Source organism: Ruegeria sp. AD11(2025) (assembly GCF_056542405.1).
This window is the reverse complement of record NZ_JBQFZU010000003.1, coordinates 32,809-48,526: the sequence shown is the minus strand read 5'-3', so window position 1 is coordinate 48,526 and position 15,718 is coordinate 32,809. Positions and strand designations below refer to the sequence as shown.

The 15,718-nt window shown below is 59.1% G+C and carries 18 protein-coding genes and 1 tRNA gene; 12 read left to right on the top strand and 7 right to left on the bottom strand.

The genetic code is table 11. The features are described 5' to 3' along the window. Nucleotides 1–77: 77 nt before the first annotated feature. Both ACR1XY_RS03655 and ACR1XY_RS03650 read right to left on the bottom strand, forming a co-directional pair. Nucleotides 78–1,052: an isopenicillin N synthase family dioxygenase gene (locus ACR1XY_RS03655; protein ID WP_480589983.1), complete on the bottom strand. Its 975-nt coding sequence runs from the start codon at nucleotides 1,050–1,052 to the stop codon at nucleotides 78–80. Next, on the bottom strand, nucleotides 1,052–2,416 hold the full coding sequence (locus ACR1XY_RS03650) for an FAD-dependent oxidoreductase (RefSeq protein WP_480589981.1): 1,365 nt from the start codon (nucleotides 2,414–2,416) through the stop codon (nucleotides 1,052–1,054). The genes ACR1XY_RS03655 and ACR1XY_RS03650 overlap by 1 nt, the downstream gene beginning before the upstream one ends. Nucleotides 2,417–2,585: 169 nt before the next feature. Here ACR1XY_RS03650 and proS point away from each other — a divergent pair, with 169 nt between their 5' ends. Together proS and ACR1XY_RS03640 are read left to right on the top strand one after the other, a co-directional pair. Next, nucleotides 2,586–3,932: a proline--tRNA ligase gene (gene proS, locus ACR1XY_RS03645; protein WP_480589980.1), complete on the top strand. Its 1,347-nt coding sequence runs from the start codon at nucleotides 2,586–2,588 to the stop codon at nucleotides 3,930–3,932. A gap of 1 nt (nucleotide 3,933) precedes the next feature. Further along, nucleotides 3,934–4,854, top strand: a complete 921-nt coding sequence (locus ACR1XY_RS03640) for a glycosyltransferase family 2 protein (protein ID WP_480589978.1) — start codon at nucleotides 3,934–3,936, stop codon at nucleotides 4,852–4,854. 110 nt (nucleotides 4,855–4,964) lie between these two features. Here the strand turns inward: ACR1XY_RS03640 and ACR1XY_RS03635 are convergent, their stop codons facing one another. Continuing rightward, nucleotides 4,965–5,435: a hypothetical protein gene (locus ACR1XY_RS03635; RefSeq protein ID WP_480589976.1), complete on the bottom strand. Its 471-nt coding sequence runs from the start codon at nucleotides 5,433–5,435 to the stop codon at nucleotides 4,965–4,967. Between the two features lie 275 nt (nucleotides 5,436–5,710). Here ACR1XY_RS03635 and ACR1XY_RS03630 point away from each other — a divergent pair, with 275 nt between their 5' ends. Together ACR1XY_RS03630 and ACR1XY_RS03625 are read left to right on the top strand one after the other, a co-directional pair. Next, nucleotides 5,711–7,006: a lipoprotein-releasing ABC transporter permease subunit gene (locus ACR1XY_RS03630; RefSeq protein ID WP_480589974.1), complete on the top strand. Its 1,296-nt coding sequence runs from the start codon at nucleotides 5,711–5,713 to the stop codon at nucleotides 7,004–7,006. Further along, a complete protein-coding gene (locus ACR1XY_RS03625) occupies nucleotides 6,999–7,685 on the top strand; it encodes an ABC transporter ATP-binding protein (RefSeq protein ID WP_480589972.1) in 687 nt (228 codons plus the stop codon). The genes ACR1XY_RS03630 and ACR1XY_RS03625 overlap by 8 nt, the downstream gene beginning before the upstream one ends. Here the strand turns inward: ACR1XY_RS03625 and ACR1XY_RS03620 are convergent. Next, nucleotides 7,669–8,106 carry a DMT family transporter gene (locus ACR1XY_RS03620; RefSeq protein WP_480589970.1) on the bottom strand — a complete coding sequence of 146 codons (438 nt, stop codon included), beginning with the start codon at nucleotides 8,104–8,106 and terminating at the stop codon, nucleotides 7,669–7,671. The two genes, ACR1XY_RS03625 and ACR1XY_RS03620, sit on opposite strands and share 17 nt — an antisense overlap. A gap of 92 nt (nucleotides 8,107–8,198) precedes the next feature. Here ACR1XY_RS03620 and ACR1XY_RS03615 point away from each other — a divergent pair, with 92 nt between their 5' ends. After that, nucleotides 8,199–8,603 (top strand): c-type cytochrome, encoded by a 405-nt coding sequence (locus tag ACR1XY_RS03615; protein WP_480589968.1) that lies wholly within the window; start codon nucleotides 8,199–8,201, stop codon nucleotides 8,601–8,603. A 3-nt stretch (nucleotides 8,604–8,606) separates the two neighbouring features. Here the strand turns inward: ACR1XY_RS03615 and ACR1XY_RS03610 are convergent, their stop codons facing one another. Together ACR1XY_RS03610 and ACR1XY_RS03605 are read right to left on the bottom strand one after the other, a co-directional pair. After that, complete coding sequence (locus tag ACR1XY_RS03610; RefSeq protein WP_480589966.1) at nucleotides 8,607–9,275, bottom strand: hypothetical protein; 669 nt, start codon at nucleotides 9,273–9,275, stop codon at nucleotides 8,607–8,609. 59 nt (nucleotides 9,276–9,334) lie between these two features. Then, entirely contained in the window at nucleotides 9,335–9,997 is a 663-nt protein-coding gene (locus ACR1XY_RS03605; RefSeq protein ID WP_480589964.1) for a DNA-3-methyladenine glycosylase I, read from the bottom strand. Between the two features lie 150 nt (nucleotides 9,998–10,147). Here ACR1XY_RS03605 and ACR1XY_RS03600 point away from each other — a divergent pair, with 150 nt between their 5' ends. From ACR1XY_RS03600 to ACR1XY_RS03585, 4 genes are all read left to right on the top strand, one after another. Then, on the top strand, nucleotides 10,148–10,813 hold the full coding sequence (locus ACR1XY_RS03600; protein WP_480589962.1) for an NnrU family protein: 666 nt from the start codon (nucleotides 10,148–10,150) through the stop codon (nucleotides 10,811–10,813). Between the two features lie 71 nt (nucleotides 10,814–10,884). Continuing rightward, complete coding sequence (locus ACR1XY_RS03595) at nucleotides 10,885–11,406, top strand: DUF2478 domain-containing protein (RefSeq protein WP_480589960.1); 522 nt, start codon at nucleotides 10,885–10,887, stop codon at nucleotides 11,404–11,406. Between the two features lie 87 nt (nucleotides 11,407–11,493). Then, nucleotides 11,494–12,741: a D-arabinono-1,4-lactone oxidase gene (locus ACR1XY_RS03590; RefSeq protein WP_480589958.1), complete on the top strand. Its 1,248-nt coding sequence runs from the start codon at nucleotides 11,494–11,496 to the stop codon at nucleotides 12,739–12,741. After that, nucleotides 12,738–13,856, top strand: a complete 1,119-nt coding sequence (locus ACR1XY_RS03585; protein ID WP_480589956.1) for an alanine racemase — start codon at nucleotides 12,738–12,740, stop codon at nucleotides 13,854–13,856. The genes ACR1XY_RS03590 and ACR1XY_RS03585 overlap by 4 nt, the downstream gene beginning before the upstream one ends. Nucleotides 13,857–13,890: 34 nt before the next feature. Here ACR1XY_RS03585 and ACR1XY_RS03580 read toward each other — a convergent pair. After that, nucleotides 13,891–13,974 (bottom strand) — tRNA-Tyr (locus ACR1XY_RS03580). Between the two features lie 116 nt (nucleotides 13,975–14,090). Here ACR1XY_RS03580 and rlmB point away from each other — a divergent pair. The 3 genes from rlmB to ACR1XY_RS03565 all read left to right on the top strand — a co-directional run bounded on the left by rlmB (nucleotide 14,091) and on the right by ACR1XY_RS03565 (nucleotide 15,718). Beyond that, nucleotides 14,091–14,864, top strand: coding sequence for a 23S rRNA (guanosine(2251)-2'-O)-methyltransferase RlmB (gene rlmB, locus ACR1XY_RS03575; RefSeq protein WP_480589954.1), 774 nt, complete (start codon nucleotides 14,091–14,093; stop codon nucleotides 14,862–14,864). Then, nucleotides 14,845–15,159, top strand: a complete 315-nt coding sequence (locus ACR1XY_RS03570; RefSeq protein ID WP_480589952.1) for a hypothetical protein — start codon at nucleotides 14,845–14,847, stop codon at nucleotides 15,157–15,159. Before rlmB ends, ACR1XY_RS03570 begins: the two co-directional genes overlap by 20 nt. Before the next feature lie 178 nt (nucleotides 15,160–15,337). Continuing rightward, nucleotides 15,338–15,718, top strand: a complete 381-nt coding sequence (locus tag ACR1XY_RS03565; RefSeq protein WP_480589950.1) for a YHS domain-containing (seleno)protein — start codon at nucleotides 15,338–15,340, stop codon at nucleotides 15,716–15,718.

Below are 15,718 nucleotides of genomic sequence, written 5' to 3'. Positions count from 1 at the left end.
TTGTCGGCTCTTGCAGGTGTTCTTCGCTTATGCAGCGCCTTGATGCAAGCGCTTCATGCCCCTGGGATTTCGGCGTTTCAGTCGCTGAGCGTGCCCAGTTCAGGGGTCGCCTCGTCTGCTTTTTCATCCGGCCAGTTGGTGCGCCAGATTTCCGCCGACCAGTGACCGCAATGCACGGAAGGACGGTCGAAGCTGGGCAGGGAGGACAGCAATGGCGCGACCACCACATCATGACGGGGCACCGCGAAATAGGGAAACGAGTAGCGTTCGTGGCCCGAGCGATTGACGACGCGGTGCGGCGTGGATTTCAGACGACCGCCCGACCACAGCTCCAACATGTCGCCAATGTTGACGACGAAGCCGCCCGGCGGGCAGTTGGGGGTGATCCAGCCGCCGTCGCGGGTCTGAACCTCAAGCCCGCCCACAGGATCGGGGGCGATGATGGTCAGCGCGTCGGTATCCTTGTGCGGGTGGATGCCAAAGCCGTCCTCATCCGGCGCTTGAGGAGGGTAGCGCAGCAGCGTCATGTTGGTCATCGGTTCGTGGAATGTGTCGCGCAGGTGGCGTTCGGGCAAACCCAACCCCACCTCAAGTGCACCAAGCAACATGTCCGCCACGCGATCCAGTTGCGTCCAATAGCCAAGGATGACCGGGCCTGCCTCGGGCACTTCGGGCGGCCAGATATTCGGGCCGTAGAGCGTGCAGTCCTTGCGAATGGGCGCGTCCGGCGCGGTCTCGTAGTGCAGCTTGTAGCCTTCGTACTTGTCGGCCTTGCCGGACCCGTCGTTGGGCGTGAAGAACCCCATCGGAATAAACCCGCGATAGTTCTCGCGGGTGATCGCCTGATCCCATTTGGCGCTTTCGTCGATGGCAAAGATGGCCTGAACGCAGCTGCGGACCTCGGCGATCGTTTGCTGGGCAATACCTGTACCGGTGATCGACAGAAATCCGATCTCGGTACAGGCGTCCATCACCTGCCGGACGGTTCGATCATAGTCGGCATGGGCGGGATCATGCAGCGGGATGATGTCGATTGTGGGGATATGGTCCATCAATGAATCCTCACACCCTGACGGTCCAGCTCGGCATGGACCGGAGCAAGGTTCAACTCGTGCACATCCTGATTGCTTTTCAGAGACAGTGCCGCAGCGATCCCTGCGCCTTGTCCCATAACGGCGCAGCACGCCATGTTACGGGTGGCGGCATGGGCCACCTTGTCTGCACCGTGCGACCGGCCTGCGACCAGTAGGCCCTTTATCCCCTTGGGAAGCATTGAGCGATAGGGGACCTGCATATACCGCCCAGTGGTCGGCAGGATCAGGATGCCATAGCCGTCGATGAATTCGGGGTAGATGCCGATGGTGTCCTCAAACCGGCCCTGATGGCGGGCGTCGTTCTCGGTCATGTTGTAAACGGCGTCGATCTTGCGGGTGTCGCGGATGCCGATGGTCATACCGAAATTCCGTAACCGCGCATTTTCGCAGCCGGGCATGTATCGACGCAGCGCTTCGATGGCCAGCATTGACTGACAGCGGCCTTCCATCTCACCACGGGTCAAGCTGTCGGGGTCGGTGCCGTCAATCTCGGCCAGATGGATGAGGTTCATATAGGTCAGTTCACCCGTGTCATGCATTGCCCCCCATGTGCCCGCGATGGTGTTCAGATGCGGCGGGATCAGACCCTCTTTGATGGCCTGCTGGAACGGCTTCTTGACGAAGGGCGAGAACATGTCGTCCTCCTTGCCACTGGTTTCGATGTTCCATTCTCCACCGCCGCCCCAGTCTTTGTAGGTCTGTGGATCGGCCTTGACGCCCTCCATGAAGGCGCGCTTGTCGACTCCGGCCAGGTGGAACATGACAGAGGCGGCCATCATCTCTTCGCGAGGGGTCTTGAGCGTGGGTGCACCGGCACGATGGGCCACATCGGCATCACCAGTGGCGTCGATCACGACCTTGGCCAGGATCGCCTCGCGTCCGGCCTTGGATTCGGTGATGATGCCGGTGATCTGGTCACCATCCATAATGGGCGCGACGAACTGGCGATGCAGCATCGGGTGCACACCTGCTTCTTCGACCAGCTTGTCGGCAACCAGTTTGAAACCTTCACTGTCTAGCTCATAGCTGAGCGATTGGCTTTCCGGCACCGCCGCGCCCATGTCCTTGGCGCGAGCTTCGAACTCCATACCGATCCCACCGGCCTCAACTGTCTGTTCGTGGCGATACCAGGCGAAGCCCTCGACACCCACGGCGGTGATGTTACCGCCCATACAGCCGAAGCGGTCGACCAGAGACACCTCGGCCCCGGCACGCGCTGCGGCCAACGCGGCGGCCAGACCAGCGGGGCCGGAGCCAACGACCAGAACATCGGATTGGTGGACTACAGGGATTTGACGGGCGGGTTCCTGAATGGTCTGCATCGGCGCCTCTTGAGTTTTACATTCCTGTCACAATTGAAAACCCCAACTGGCGGGTCAATCAGAAAACCGACTGACCTCAGGTCGCAAAATCGCCAATGGCCGATTGCCCCCGGCGGGGCTTTGGAATAAGGACCTTTGAAGTCGAATTCACACCTTTAAAGGTTCATCAATGCGCCTCAGCCGTTACTTTCTGCCCGTTCTCAAGGAAAACCCCTCCGAGGCCCAGATCGTCAGCCACCGGCTGATGCTGCGCGCGGGGATGATCAAGCAAGCATCCGCTGGAATTTACTCTTGGTTGCCGCTGGGCTTCAAAGTGCTGCGCAAGCTGGAAAACATCATCCACGAAGAACAGGCGCGCGCGGGCCACATCGCGATCCAGATGCCCATTATCCAATCGGCGGACCTTTGGCGCGAGTCCGGTCGTTACGACGATTACGGTCAGGAAATGCTGCGTATGAAGGACCGCCACGATCGTGACATGCTGTTTACGCCGACTGCCGAAGAACTGGTGACCGATATCTTCCGCGGCCACGTCAACAGCTACAAAGATCTGCCGCTGACGCTCTACCAGATCCAGTGGAAGTTCCGTGACGAGATCCGCCCACGTTTCGGCGTGATGCGGGGCCGCGAATTCTATATGAAGGACGGCTACAATTTCGACCTGACCAAAGAAGACGCGCTGCACGCTTATAACCGCCATCTGGTCAGCTACCTGCGCACTTACGAACGTATGGGCCTGCAAGCCATCCCGATGCGCGCCGATTCCGGGCCCATCGGCGGTGACGATACGCATGAATTCCTCGTACTGGCCGACACTGGTGAATCCGAGGTCTTTTATGACAGCGCCGTCACCGACCTGACCTTTGGCGACCGTCAGATCGACTATGACAACCGTGAACAGTGCCAGGCCATTCTGGAAGAGTTCACTTCGAAATACGCCCGCACGGATGAAACTCATGATGAAGCGCTGTTCAACCAAGTGCCCGAAGAGCGTCGCCGCGTGGCCCGCGGGATCGAGGTCGGCCAGATCTTCTATTTCGGCACCAAGTATTCCGAGGCGATGGGCGCGACAGTGCAAGGCCCCGATGGCAAACCGACGCCAGTCCACATGGGAAGCCACGGCATCGGAGTCAGCCGCCTGATCGGTGCGATCATTGAGGCCAGCCATGACGAAAAGGGTATCATCTGGCCCGAAGGCGTGACTCCGTTCCATTGCGGTATCGTCAATCTCAAACAAGGCGACGAAGAAGCGGATGCTGCGTGTGAGAAGCTCTACGGCGCCCTGACCGCGCTGGGGCTGGAGCCGCTGTATGACGACCGCAACGAACGGGCAGGGGGCAAGTTTGCCACCATGGACCTGATCGGCCTGCCGTGGCGCATCACTGTCGGTCCGCGTGGCCTGAAGAACGGCGTGGTCGAACTGACCAGCCGCCGCACCGGCGAAAGTGAAGAGCTGAGCCCCGAAGCCGCAGTGACCAAGATCGCTGAAATTTACCAGCTTGCAAACAGCGCCTGATATGGCTGGATCGGACATAGATCTGCCTACGGTTTCCATCATTACCGTAACGCGCAACCTCATTGATGAGGGACGTGTCGAGGCGATACGGGCGGCACTGGAGGCCGCCCAAGATCAAGGCGACGCGATTGTCGAGCATGTCATTTGGGATGGTGCGTCAACCGACGGAACAGTTGCGCTTCTGAAAGAACTGATCGCCGAGATTGAGGCGCGCCCAAGCTTTGTCCCGATCCGCTTTCAAAGTTTGCCGGACAAAAGTCTTTATGACGCCATGAACCGGGGGGTTGAGATTTCCCAGGGCGAGTACGTGGTCTTCCTCAATTCGGATGATCAGCTGGCGTCGCCGGATTGTCTGCAAAAGGCACGTGAAGAGATTGGTTCGGGCCGTCCCGATTTCTGCTTTGGACGAACCATCTTTGTTGAAAAGGATGGAAGCAAGCGGTTGTCGCGAGAGCGCAAGGTCCACTCGATTTTGCAACGCATTCCGTTTTGCCACAATTCCATGTTGATACGGCGCGACGTGTTTGACCGTTTCGGAGGTCACGATCTGGATCTTCGCATTGTGGCTGACTATGACCTCGTGCTGCGCATGTTGTTTGCAGGATGCGAATACCAGATGCTGTCGGTTCCGATTGCGGTTTTCCATCCCGGAGGCGTCTCGGCGGATCAGATGAAAACGGCGCTGGAAATGACGAAGAGCTGGCGCAAGAACTACGCTCCGTTCTTCGGTGGGCGGATGTATTCCGAAGACGAAATGCTGAATTGGTTCCGGATAGGTCAGTTGCCGCTTGGGTTCTGCGTAAATCTGCTGCGCCAGTCCCGGAACCGGCCGCAATTGCGCAAAGCTGCCCTGCATAGTTTGAAAGTGACTTTGAGGCGCACGCTTCAGCCGTGGCGAACCTGGGATTACTTTTCGGACTGACCACCAGAACTCTGCGTCAATGGCTGCGCGCTAGGCATCAACCTCAATACAGCTGAGCACCCGGGGTTGCTAAAACCCTTGTAACGCTTACTCAAGGTCTGGCCGGGCTTCTATGTTCTTTTCGGTTCAGGGCGTTCGGCCAGAACGTCTCCATCCGCGCTGTTGCCGCGTGGCACAACGATCGGACGACCCAGACGCCTTACCAGTTCCCTGAATTCAAATCCCAGAAAATGCAATCCGCAGACCCTTGCGTCAGTTGCGCGATCCGTGATGCACAACCGCCCCTGACGGAACGCGAGGCGATAACCTTTGTCTTTCAGGATATCGGTCAAACTTGCCCAACTTGCCGCAGTGTCGAAAAGTGGGCGCATCGTAGCGCGCAACAGCGCCGCGGTTTCACAATCCAATTCTGAAGATGCGTTTCGGACCAAAATAGGGTCCAACAATTCCGTATTACTCTTTACAAACATGAGCGACCCCCGCTCTTTAAAATGGTTAATTACTTTCCCCCTAATGATAGGGTGACAAAGTTTCGCAAAATAAGCAAAGGACGAAATAATATTGCTTAACGAATGTTGCATTTTGAGTTCAGTACCTCACGCAACTGCCGTATTGAATTCATAACTGAAACAATCAGGGTTTGTCTGTGAACGGTATCACAACCAAAGGTGTAGCCCTCGGTTTTACCATCTCCTAATACCAGTGCGGGAGCTTCGGATTCAGAGGTGATTCGTCCCATATCGCACCCCGAACTGATCGCAAGGCCGCTCATCCCAGGGCAGGGCGCGCATAACCAGCTTGACCATCCGGTGAAATGCCGAAAGGGTCGCGCCGAACAAAAAAGTCCGGAGCAGACATGGCCAAGACGCCCCCGCCCTTTGCCCCATTCGAATGGAAAATCGCCTGGCGATACCTGCGCGCGCGCAAGGCCGAAGGCGGCGTCAGCGTGATGACGTGGATTTCGCTGATCGGGATCACACTGGCCGTGTTCGCTCTTATTGCCACGCTGGCCGTGCGGTCGGGTTTCCGGTCAGAGTTCGTGGGCACCATTCTGGGGGCCAATGCGCATGTCACGGTCTACTCGGCAGGAAGCTTGGATGCGCAGGGGCGTCTGGACCGCACAATCGAGGATTTTGACGGTGTGGCCGACCGGGTCGCGCAGGTGCCGGGTGTGGTGCGCGCGGCACCTTTGGTCAAGGGTCAAGTGTTGATCACCAATCGCGAGCGCAGCAGCGGTGTCGAGGTGTTCGGCATCCAGCCTGACGATCTGCTTGACCTGCCGGGTATTGCTGAAAGTGAACAGGCGGCGGGCGATCTCTCCGAATTTCGCAATGACGAGTTCGTTATCGCCATCGGCTCAGGCGTGGCACGCAGCATTGGGGCCACGGTTGGCGATACGGTCAAGCTGACCTCACCCAACGGGGTGAAGACAGCCTTTGGCACTTCACCGCGCGTCAGTGCCTATCGGGTGGTTTATGTATTTTCGGCTGGACGCTATGACATTGACCGCACGCGCGTCTACATGCCGTTCGAACAGGCGCAGAGCTTTTTCAACCGCGAGGGTGTGGCAGACGAGATCGAAGTGATGGTCGAGCGTCCCGAGGAGCTGACCCCGATCCTGATCCCGATCCTCGAAGCTGCGGGTGAGCGCAGCCAGATATGGACATGGCAGGACGCCTCGGGCGGGTTCCTGCGCGCGCTTGAGGTCGAAGACAACGTGATGTTCATCATCCTGTCGATCCTCGTTCTGATCGCAGCTATGAACATCGTCTCGGGTCTGATCATGTTGGTCAAAAACAAGGGCCGGGATATTGGCATCCTGCGTACCATCGGCCTGAGCGAAGGGTCGGTCCTGCGGGTGTTCTTCATCTGCGGTGCGTTCACCGGCATCATAGGCACGGTGATGGGCGTCGTTCTGGGCTGCGTGTTTGCGATCTATATCGATCCGATCTTTTCGTTTGTGAACTTCGTCATGGGCGGCGGCGTCTGGGATCCGTCCATTCGTGGCATCTATGCCCTGCCGGCGGAACTGCACCTGTCGGACGTACTCAAAGCAATTGGATTGTCGCTGGGTCTGTCCTTTTTTGTCACCTATTTTCCCGCCCGCCGCGCGGCGCGGCTAAACCCGGTCGAGGCGCTGCGCTATGAATGATGTGACGTTGCGGTTGAACGGTCTGACCAAGACCTATCTGAAAGACACGCCAGGCGAGGTTCAGGTGCTGCGCGGTGCCGATCTGGACTTGCGCGCGGGTGAGGCGGTGGCGCTGGTTGCGCCGTCCGGCGCGGGCAAGTCGACCTTGTTGCACATAGCTGGTCTGCTGGACACGCCTGATGAGGGCTCGGTCGAGATCGCAGGCCAGAGTGTGACGGGCAAAGGCGACCGTACCCGCACCGCTCTGCGGCGGCGGGATGTGGGGTTTGTTTATCAGTTCCACCATCTGCTGCCTGAATTCACCGCGCTGGAGAATATCACCCTACCGCAACTGGCCAATGGCGTGTCCGAAAAGGCGGCACAAGAAAGGGCGATGGCTCTGCTGGACCGCGTCGGGGTAGCGCCGCGCGCGGATCACCGCCCAGCGGCCTTGTCGGGGGGCGAGCAACAGCGTGTGGCCTTCTGCCGGGCCTTGGCCAATAAACCGCGCGTCCTGCTTGCGGATGAGCCGACAGGCAATCTGGACCCCGAGACCTCGGATCAGGTGTTTGATGCGTTGATGGCACTGGTTCGGGACGAGGGACTCTCGGCGCTGATCGCCACGCACAACATGGACCTTGCAGCGCGGATGGATCGAAAACTGCGGTTGGACGGGGGCGTGCTTAGGCCAGTTGAGTAATGGCAACCCCTGCGGCCATCACGGCGATCCCGCCTGCGCGTACCCATGTGAGCGGGGTCACCTGCGCCCCGAACAGGCCAAAATGGTCGATCGCTGCTGTGCTGATCAGCTGACCCAGAAGAACAAAGAACACCGCGTTTCCGACGCCGAAATGCGGGGCGACATGGGTGATCGACAGCACGTAGAAGGCGATCAGGACGCCAGCCAGCAACAGATGTTTTGGTGCCTGAGCGACTTTGGATAGCGCTCCGAACCCCGGAAACAGCATCATCACGAGAGCGGATGCGCCGAAGGCGATGGCAAACAGGACAACGGCGGCAGTGGTCGGAGAGCCAATCAGCCGACCCAGGGCCGCGTTCAGCGCCGCAAGGATCGGCACGCCAATCCCGGCGGCCAACATGATGGCTACATATTGTGTCATTGCCCGTATCCTCTCGCTGCGTTGATCTGGATCATTGCGGCAAGCTGGCCCTCGGGCAAGCCTGTAAATGTCAATCAGGGCAGGAGGATGCGATGATCGGACCGATACGCAATGCAGTTTCAATAGGCTTGGTGGCATTGGCATCACAAGCTGTCGCTCAAGACGTTGAGACGGGCGCAGAGTTGTATCAGCATTACTGCGCGACGTGTCACGGGATCGACGCAACCGGTCATGGACCGATGGCTGGCGTGCTGGTCATTCAACCGGTCGACCTGACCAAATTGGCCGGGGAAGATGGCGTGTTTCCGACCGCTCGAGTCGTGGCGCGGATTGACGGGCGCGACCCGCTGGTCAGCCATGGTAGTCCGATGCCGGTCTATGGGCCTTATTTCGACGGTCAGGACACATCGATGAAAACGCCCGAGGGTCAACCGATCCTGACCAGCCAGCCGATTGTGGATCTGGTCGCATATCTGCAGACATTGCAGGGGCAGTAGGCGTTAGCGGCAGATTCCGTCGATTTCGGCGCCGCTCCAGGGGATCACGATGTCGCGCTCGCGCGGCTGACCCGGCAAGGGCGACAGATCGAAATGCGCACCCAGCATGTCATGCAGGCGCTGGGTGCGGGGGGCCTTTGGGTCCAGAGCCCGGCAGCAGACATATTCTTCGACAATCGCGCCCTGCTGTTCGAACCCGTAAGACAGAAAATCGGATGAGGTCTCGATATCGAACAGATACGGGTCCTTGTTGCCGCCGTGTTCGGCCGCGGCCCGCAGCGGGTGATAGCCGGTGGTTTCCCGGTTCTGCCATTGCCAGACGTGAGTCAGCTCATGCGCCAGCAGCATCGCCGCGATCAGATTCATCTGCTCGGGGAAGTCGGACATATAGTCGTCAAGATACCAGTCGCGCGTGAAATAGACTTTGTTGAACAAGGCAACGGCGGCGGGTTTTGCGGTCACGACACCCTCGACCGGTGGTGGAAGGATACGTTCACGGCAGGCGAGACGCGGGCGTTCCTTGCGGTAAAAGGTGATCGGCGCGACAGGGGCACCTTCGACCAGACGCACGTGGTCCAGGTTCAAGGTCTCGCCCTGAACGGCACCGGCAAAGGCGCGCTCCTGATCCGTCAGCGGACGACCGCAGGAGGCGAGCAGGAATAGTAACGTCATCAAAATACGCCAGGCCATGCTCAAAGCCTAATGTGAAGCGCCTTCGCTGCAACCGGTTTTCACAAGCTCATCGCTAATACGCGGCTTATTTCCGTCAGTGATCGCCCGGATTGGTCCATCCATGTGTTAAAGGCCTGTTGTACAGCCGCCATCGCCTTTTTCGAACTGGGGGCTTTGTCGACCACGCCCTCGGCAATCAACCGTGTGGTAACATCGCGCGACAGGATGAAACTGTCCCGCCCGGCAAAGCGCATGGCGTATTGGGCCGAGGCCCCGCCCAGACGCGACCCGCGTTTGCCCAACATCGCCAGCAGACCCACATAATCGGTCGAGGGCCAGCCGCCCAGAATCTGACCGACCCCGCCTTCCTGCCGCAGTTCCAGCAGAAACGCGGCATTGTCCCGAACGGTAGCGATCTTGGTGCCATTGCGCACAATGCGCGTATCCTGCAGCAGCGAGTCGAATTTCTCGTCATCCATGAAGGCACAGCGGCCAATATCGAACCCGTCAAAAGCGGTCTCGAACCCGTCCCACTTGTTTTCGATGACCTTCCAGTTGAATCCGGCCTGAAAGACGCATTTGGTGATGATCGAAAGCCATCGATCATCCGGCATGGCCGTCAATTCGGCCACGCTTTTGGGTTTGCTCAGCTTGGCCTCCAAGGCGTCGGGCCCGCCGTGGCGGTCGGCGGCCATGGTAAAGATGTCGTCGAAATGGTGCATCAGAGTCCTCCGACGGCAAGGTCGCGTGTTCGCCGCCGGGTTGCAAGTATTGGTTCCGAGCCGAATAGTGCTTGTGCGTTCGACTTGACTTCGGACAAAGACCACCCCTCATTCGGCGCCTAAACCGGGCCAACACTCACGGAGACCACTATGCTGGGCTGGAGCCTTTTCCTTGCTGCGCTGATTACATTCCTGCTGACCCACGCCATACCGGCGCGGCCCGCGATGCGTGGGCGGTTGATCGAGGTGATGGGGCGCAGAGGCTATTTTGTCGCCTACTCTGTTTTATCCCTGCTTGTTCTCGGCTGGCTGATCGTCGCCGCCGCGCAGGCGCCTTACGTCGAGGTGATCCCGCCCTTTGCCGTTCTGCGCTGGGTGCCGCTGCTGGTGATGCCGGTCGTGTGCTGGTTAGCCTTGGCGGGGATGTCGATTCAGAATCCGTTTTCGTTCGGCGGGCTGGGGCACCGCCGGTTTGATCCGGAAAATCCCGGCATCCTGCGCACAACGCGCCACCCTTTGCTGGCGGCGCTGATGCTGTGGGCGCTGGCGCATCTGCTGGCCAATGGCAGCCTGTCGCATGTCATCCTGTTTGGTTTGTTCGCGGGCTTTGCCGTGCTGGGCATGTCTCTGATCGACCGCCGCAAGGCGCGTGAGATGGGGATCGAATGGACACGCCTGTCCCGCAATACCGCGCGGTTTTCCCTGCGGGCTCCGCGCCCTTGGCCCGGCATTTGGATTGGGTTGGTTTCACTTGCCGTATTTGCGGCACTGCTTCATCTGCACGCACCTGCGATCGGCCTGTCTCCGTTACCGTAACGCGAGGGAGTGGTCGGGCAGGGTCATGCGTGCTATCTGGAATGTCACAGTTTTAATTCGAGGGTCTTTCAATGTACCTGGCCTATGTCACCACCACCGAACGCGGCGCCACCGACCGCCTGCTGAGCGCCGTTGCCGAGCATCTGCAGGCCAAGGGTGCCCATCTTGCCGGTGTGGTTCAAACCAACAGCGAATGCGCGGACAGCAGCAAATGCGACATGGACGTACGTGTCCTGCCGGACGGAGAGGTCATACGAATCTCGCAGTCCTTGGGTGAACACGCGCGCGGCTGCCGGTTGGACCCGGCGGCGCTGGAACAGGCGGTGGGATATGTCACCAACTCGCTTGAAGACGCGCCGCAACTGCTGATCATCAACAAGTTCGGCAAGCACGAGGCTGATGGGCGCGGTTTCCGCCCGGTGATCGCCGAGGCGCTGGCGCAGGATATCCCGGTTTTGGTCGGCGTGAACGGTCTGAACACTGAAAAGTTCCAGGAGTTCACCGGCGACGCGGCTGAACAAATTGAGCCAAGCGTCGAGGCCGTTACTGAATGGTTTGACCGTGTCACAGCGCAACGCGCGGCTGCGGCCTGACGTAAGTTTCGTTGGGTAACGCACTGTAAACCTGACTTGTTTCAACATTCATGTGCTGCAATCCTCTGACCGCGGAGGAGGCAGCACATGTGGACCAACTGGGCCGGAAACCAGAGAGCCGAAACAGCGGTCAGACGCCCTGTCTCGATTGCCGAATTGCGGCAGGCAATAGCGGAAACACCCAGCCTGCGCGTTGTGGGGTCAGGGCATTCATTCACGCCGATCGTTGCGGGCGGGAACCGGGTTCTGGACCTGTCTGAACTGGATCTACCGACGCTGGGCGACCGGGACGGTGACCGGATTTGGGTCAACGCAAATTCACGGCTGCGGGATCTGTCACCGGAGCTGGCCGCGCGGGGGCTGGCTTTTCGCAACCTCGGCGATATCAACGCACAATCTTTGGCCGGGGCGGCCTCGACCGCGACACATGGCACCGGGCGGACGCTGCCGTGTCTTGCCGCCGAAATCACCGCCGCGAAACTGGTCAGCGCGGGCGGAGATATCCTGTCCACCGACGACATACCGCTTGAGATGGCGCAAGTCACGCTTGGGATGCTGGGCGTGCTGACCGAAGCGCAAATCTCGGTCGTGCCAAAATACAACCTGCGCCGCCGGGTGCGATTGGCCGATTTGCAGGATAGTCTCGCCGACATGCACCAAAACTGGGCGCAGAACCGGAATTTCGAGTTCTTCTACATTCCCTTCACTGGCAAGGCGGTCGAAATCCGTCACGACCTGACTGACGCGCCCGAGGAGGCGGCGCCGCGTGATCTGGACATGATCGCCGTCAAGGTGCTGAAGCTCGCGCGCAACGCAGGCCGGCTTAGTGGCGGGTTGCGCAGTATGCTGCTGAAGTTGCTGATCTTGGCCCACTCGAACGAAGATTATGTCGGTGAAAGTTGGCGAGTACTGTGCAGCGACCGGCATGTTCGGTTCAACGAGATGGAGTACCACTTACCGCCCGACGTGGCCGGAGACGTGATGAAAGAAGTCATCACTCGTCTGCATCGCGATCACAAGGATATCTACTTCCCGATCGAGGTGCGCCAGACTGCGGGCGACACGGCCTGGCTGTCTCCGTTCCAGGGCGGTCCTCGGATATCGATTGCCGTGCACACGGATGCGAATGAAGGCCATCGCCGATACTTCGACGCGCTGGAGCCTTTGTTTGTCGAGGCAGGCGGACGTCCGCACTGGGGAAAGATACACAGTCTGACCTACAAGGAGCTGTCAGGTATTTACCCGGATTTCGACCGCTTCTGCGCGTTGCGGGAACAATTCGATACCGGCGGCAAATTCCTGACACCCGCTTTGACCAAACTGTTTCGGCCATGACTGAGTATCTGAAGGATCTGTCCGACACGTTGCGCGCGTATGGTGTCGACAAACCGGTCACGGTGGTCGATCTGGATCGGCTGGAGACGAATTGTACACTTGCCGTCAGAGGTACGGATGCCGTGTTGGACTGCCGTCTGGTCGCTAAGTCTCTGCCCTGTTTGCCACTTCTCGACCACATCCGCGGGCGGATTTCCACCTCGGGCCTGATGACCTTTTCCGAGCCGATGCTGCTGGCGCTGTTGCAAGCCGAGCCCAAGACGGATCATCTGATCGGCAAACCGCTTCCGGTCAGTTCGGCCGCTCGGGTTCTAGCCGCGTGCCCTGACGCCGCGGCGCGCGTTCAGTGGCTGATCGACACGCCGGAACGGTTGCAGGACTATCTGGCGCTTGCAACGGACAAACAATCCGCCCTCCGGTTGTCGCTGGAGGTGGATATCGGTCTGCACCGCGGAGGTTTTCAACCTGAACACATCGCGGATATCGCACAGGAAATCGATGCCAGCCCCAACGCGCGCCTGTCGGGCCTGATGGGGTATGAGGCACATCTGGCCAAACTGCCGGGGTTTTTGAGAAAACGCGCCACCCTTATGAGTGCAGTTGCCTGTCGGCAGGCTGTTTCCGGTTTGCCCAATGGCGGAAAAGGGCTGTGCCTGAATACCGGCGGCAGCCTGACCTTTCAGTCCTATGGGGCCGACGGCGATGCGACCGAAGTTGCCGTCGGATCGGTTCTGGTCAAGCCAGGCGATTTCGACCACACTTCGACGCAAGAGTTTCAGCCTGCGGCGTTCATCGCCACGCCGATTCTCAAGGCGATGCCTGGTAATTCTCTGCCCGGGTTGGATTTTCTAAGGCGAACCAAAACGGATATCGCAGTGTTCGGCGGGCATTTTCTGGCACAACCCGTCTTTCCCAAGGGGTTTCACTATTCCACGATCTTTGGCCGCTCCAGCAATCAGGAGGTCTGGACAGGGCCACGCGCGGCCATGGTTGCGCCCGGAGATATCGCCATACTGCGCCCGACCCAAAGCGAGGCCGTGCTGAACCAGTTCGGAACCATGCTGGCAGTACGGGATAATCAGGTGGTCGCAGAATGGGAATGCCTGCCGAATTAGCGGCCCGTTGCACTTTGTCATCATCTAAGGAAGATGGTGGGCGACCCTGGAATCGAACCAGGCGTGCGTCTCCGCGAGGGAGTTACAGTCCCCTGCCACACCTTGCGGCCTGTCGCCCACTGTCAGGCGTTGCACCTGACGTGGAGGCGTGATTACTAGCGCACCAAAGGAGCGTCAACAGGAAAATACCGCTTTGACGCAGGAAACCGAATTCCCGGCCCGGAGGCCCAAGAAATGAAGAAACCCAAGTGGGTCGTTGAAAAGGAACAGGCGCGCAAAGCGGCTGCTGCGGAAACTGTTTGGCTGTTCGGTCTGCACGCAGTTCGCGATGCGCTGATGAACCACAAGCGGCAGAAACTGCGCCTGATCGTGACGCGAAATGCGCGTGATAAACTGGCCGAAGCGATTGAATTTGCGGGGATCGAGTCCGAAATGGTTGATCCGCGCAAGTTCTCGGCGCCGATTGATCCGGGGTCTGTTCATCAGGGCGCCGCACTGGAGGTCAAGCCGTTGGACTGGGGCAGTTTGGCCGAGAACTGTATTGGGCGCGAACACCCCCGCGTGATTCTGCTGGATCGAGTGACCGACCCGCACAATGTCGGGGCGATTCTGCGCTCGGCTGAGGTTCTGGGAGCTAGTGCGGTGATCGGCACGCGACACCATTCAGCTCCGGAAACTGGTGCGCTGGCCAAAACGGCAAGCGGCGCGCTGGAACGGCAACCTTATCTGCGGGTTCGCAATCTGGCGGACGCGATCATGGAATTGCAGAACATGGGCTTTTTGGTGCTGGGTCTGGATGGAGAAGCCGGCGACACTGTCGAGTCGGCTCTGGGCGGAAAGCTGGACCAGCCTGTTGCGTTGGTGCTGGGGGCCGAAGGGCCGGGATTGCGACAGAAAACCAAGGAAACCGTGGACCGGCTGGTGAAAATCGACGCAGCTGGCGGATTTGGCTCGCTTAACGTCTCAAATGCTGCCGCAGTCGCATTATATGCCTCAAGGCACAGATAAACAGGAGAGACCCATTCCCAGCCCGTCAAAAATCGCCACCTGCTGCTATTGCGGAACCCGCGCTGCGCTGGTTCTGAAAGGAAAGCAACGTCAAGAGCTGAGTTGTTCAAGCTGCGGTGCGCCGTTGCATGACCTAAAGATGGTGCCAAAACGCAAATTGAACGAGAACAAGTCAAGACGGGACACCATGAACGCAGCCGGTAACAACAAGAAAAAGAAACAGAAAAAGAAGAATGGTGTCTTTTTACGTGTTCTGGATGAAGCATGGGACGTCATCGAAGATATCTTCGACTGAAATGACGTCTGGGCGACACAGTCGATCACAACCCCGTTAAATGGGGTTCCACTGGGCCGCAAAAATTGCATCTTGAGACCCTGATGTCTGAAGACCTAACACCGTTATGCTAACCCGACGTTTCCTTTTTGGCGTGATAGCCGCCGCTTTGATTGCTCCTGCCGCGACGGCGCAAGAGATGCCCGTATACTATGAGGCCGATGGCGCGGCCCTCGCAGGGTATGATCCGGTTTCTTATTTTGAAAGCGACGCACCCGTGCTGGGTCAGCCGGAATACGCAGTCATGTGGAAAGGGGTGGAATGGCACTTTGCCTCAGATGAAAACCGTGAAGCGTTCGAACGTGATCCGCGCGCCTTTGCGCCTCAGTTCGGTGGGTATTGTGCCTATGCCATGTCCAAGGGGATTCTGGTCGGCACAGACCCGATGGCATGGCAGGTGGTCGACGGTCGTTTGTATCTGACCCACTCACTTGAGATAGAGGAAATGTGGCGCGAAGCGACGGCCGAGTACATCCGCATGGCCGAGGCGCACTGGCCCGTTGTCCTGTACGAGCAATAG

What these genes read in the sequence shown, in the direction of transcription:
- ACR1XY_RS03655 (WP_480589983.1), bottom strand. Translation starts at nt 1,052, where the DNA reads ATGGACCATATCCCCACAATCGACATCATCCCGCTGCATGATCCCGCC.
- ACR1XY_RS03650 (WP_480589981.1), bottom strand. Translation starts at nt 2,416, where the DNA reads ATGCAGACCATTCAGGAACCCGCCCGTCAAATCCCTGTAGTCCACCAA.
- proS (WP_480589980.1), top strand. Translation starts at nt 2,586, where the DNA reads ATGCGCCTCAGCCGTTACTTTCTGCCCGTTCTCAAGGAAAACCCCTCC.
- ACR1XY_RS03640 (WP_480589978.1), top strand. Translation starts at nt 3,934, where the DNA reads ATGGCTGGATCGGACATAGATCTGCCTACGGTTTCCATCATTACCGTA.
- ACR1XY_RS03635 (WP_480589976.1), bottom strand. Translation starts at nt 5,435, where the DNA reads ATGCAACATTCGTTAAGCAATATTATTTCGTCCTTTGCTTATTTTGCG.
- ACR1XY_RS03630 (WP_480589974.1), top strand. Translation starts at nt 5,711, where the DNA reads ATGGCCAAGACGCCCCCGCCCTTTGCCCCATTCGAATGGAAAATCGCC.
- ACR1XY_RS03625 (WP_480589972.1), top strand. Translation starts at nt 6,999, where the DNA reads ATGAATGATGTGACGTTGCGGTTGAACGGTCTGACCAAGACCTATCTG.
- ACR1XY_RS03620 (WP_480589970.1), bottom strand. Translation starts at nt 8,106, where the DNA reads ATGACACAATATGTAGCCATCATGTTGGCCGCCGGGATTGGCGTGCCG.
- ACR1XY_RS03615 (WP_480589968.1), top strand. Translation starts at nt 8,199, where the DNA reads ATGATCGGACCGATACGCAATGCAGTTTCAATAGGCTTGGTGGCATTG.
- ACR1XY_RS03610 (WP_480589966.1), bottom strand. Translation starts at nt 9,275, where the DNA reads ATGACGTTACTATTCCTGCTCGCCTCCTGCGGTCGTCCGCTGACGGAT.
- ACR1XY_RS03605 (WP_480589964.1), bottom strand. Translation starts at nt 9,997, where the DNA reads ATGCACCATTTCGACGACATCTTTACCATGGCCGCCGACCGCCACGGC.
- ACR1XY_RS03600 (WP_480589962.1), top strand. Translation starts at nt 10,148, where the DNA reads ATGCTGGGCTGGAGCCTTTTCCTTGCTGCGCTGATTACATTCCTGCTG.
- ACR1XY_RS03595 (WP_480589960.1), top strand. Translation starts at nt 10,885, where the DNA reads ATGTACCTGGCCTATGTCACCACCACCGAACGCGGCGCCACCGACCGC.
- ACR1XY_RS03590 (WP_480589958.1), top strand. Translation starts at nt 11,494, where the DNA reads ATGTGGACCAACTGGGCCGGAAACCAGAGAGCCGAAACAGCGGTCAGA.
- ACR1XY_RS03585 (WP_480589956.1), top strand. Translation starts at nt 12,738, where the DNA reads ATGACTGAGTATCTGAAGGATCTGTCCGACACGTTGCGCGCGTATGGT.
- rlmB (WP_480589954.1), top strand. Translation starts at nt 14,091, where the DNA reads ATGAAGAAACCCAAGTGGGTCGTTGAAAAGGAACAGGCGCGCAAAGCG.
- ACR1XY_RS03570 (WP_480589952.1), top strand. Translation starts at nt 14,845, where the DNA reads ATGCCTCAAGGCACAGATAAACAGGAGAGACCCATTCCCAGCCCGTCA.
- ACR1XY_RS03565 (WP_480589950.1), top strand. Translation starts at nt 15,338, where the DNA reads ATGCCCGTATACTATGAGGCCGATGGCGCGGCCCTCGCAGGGTATGAT.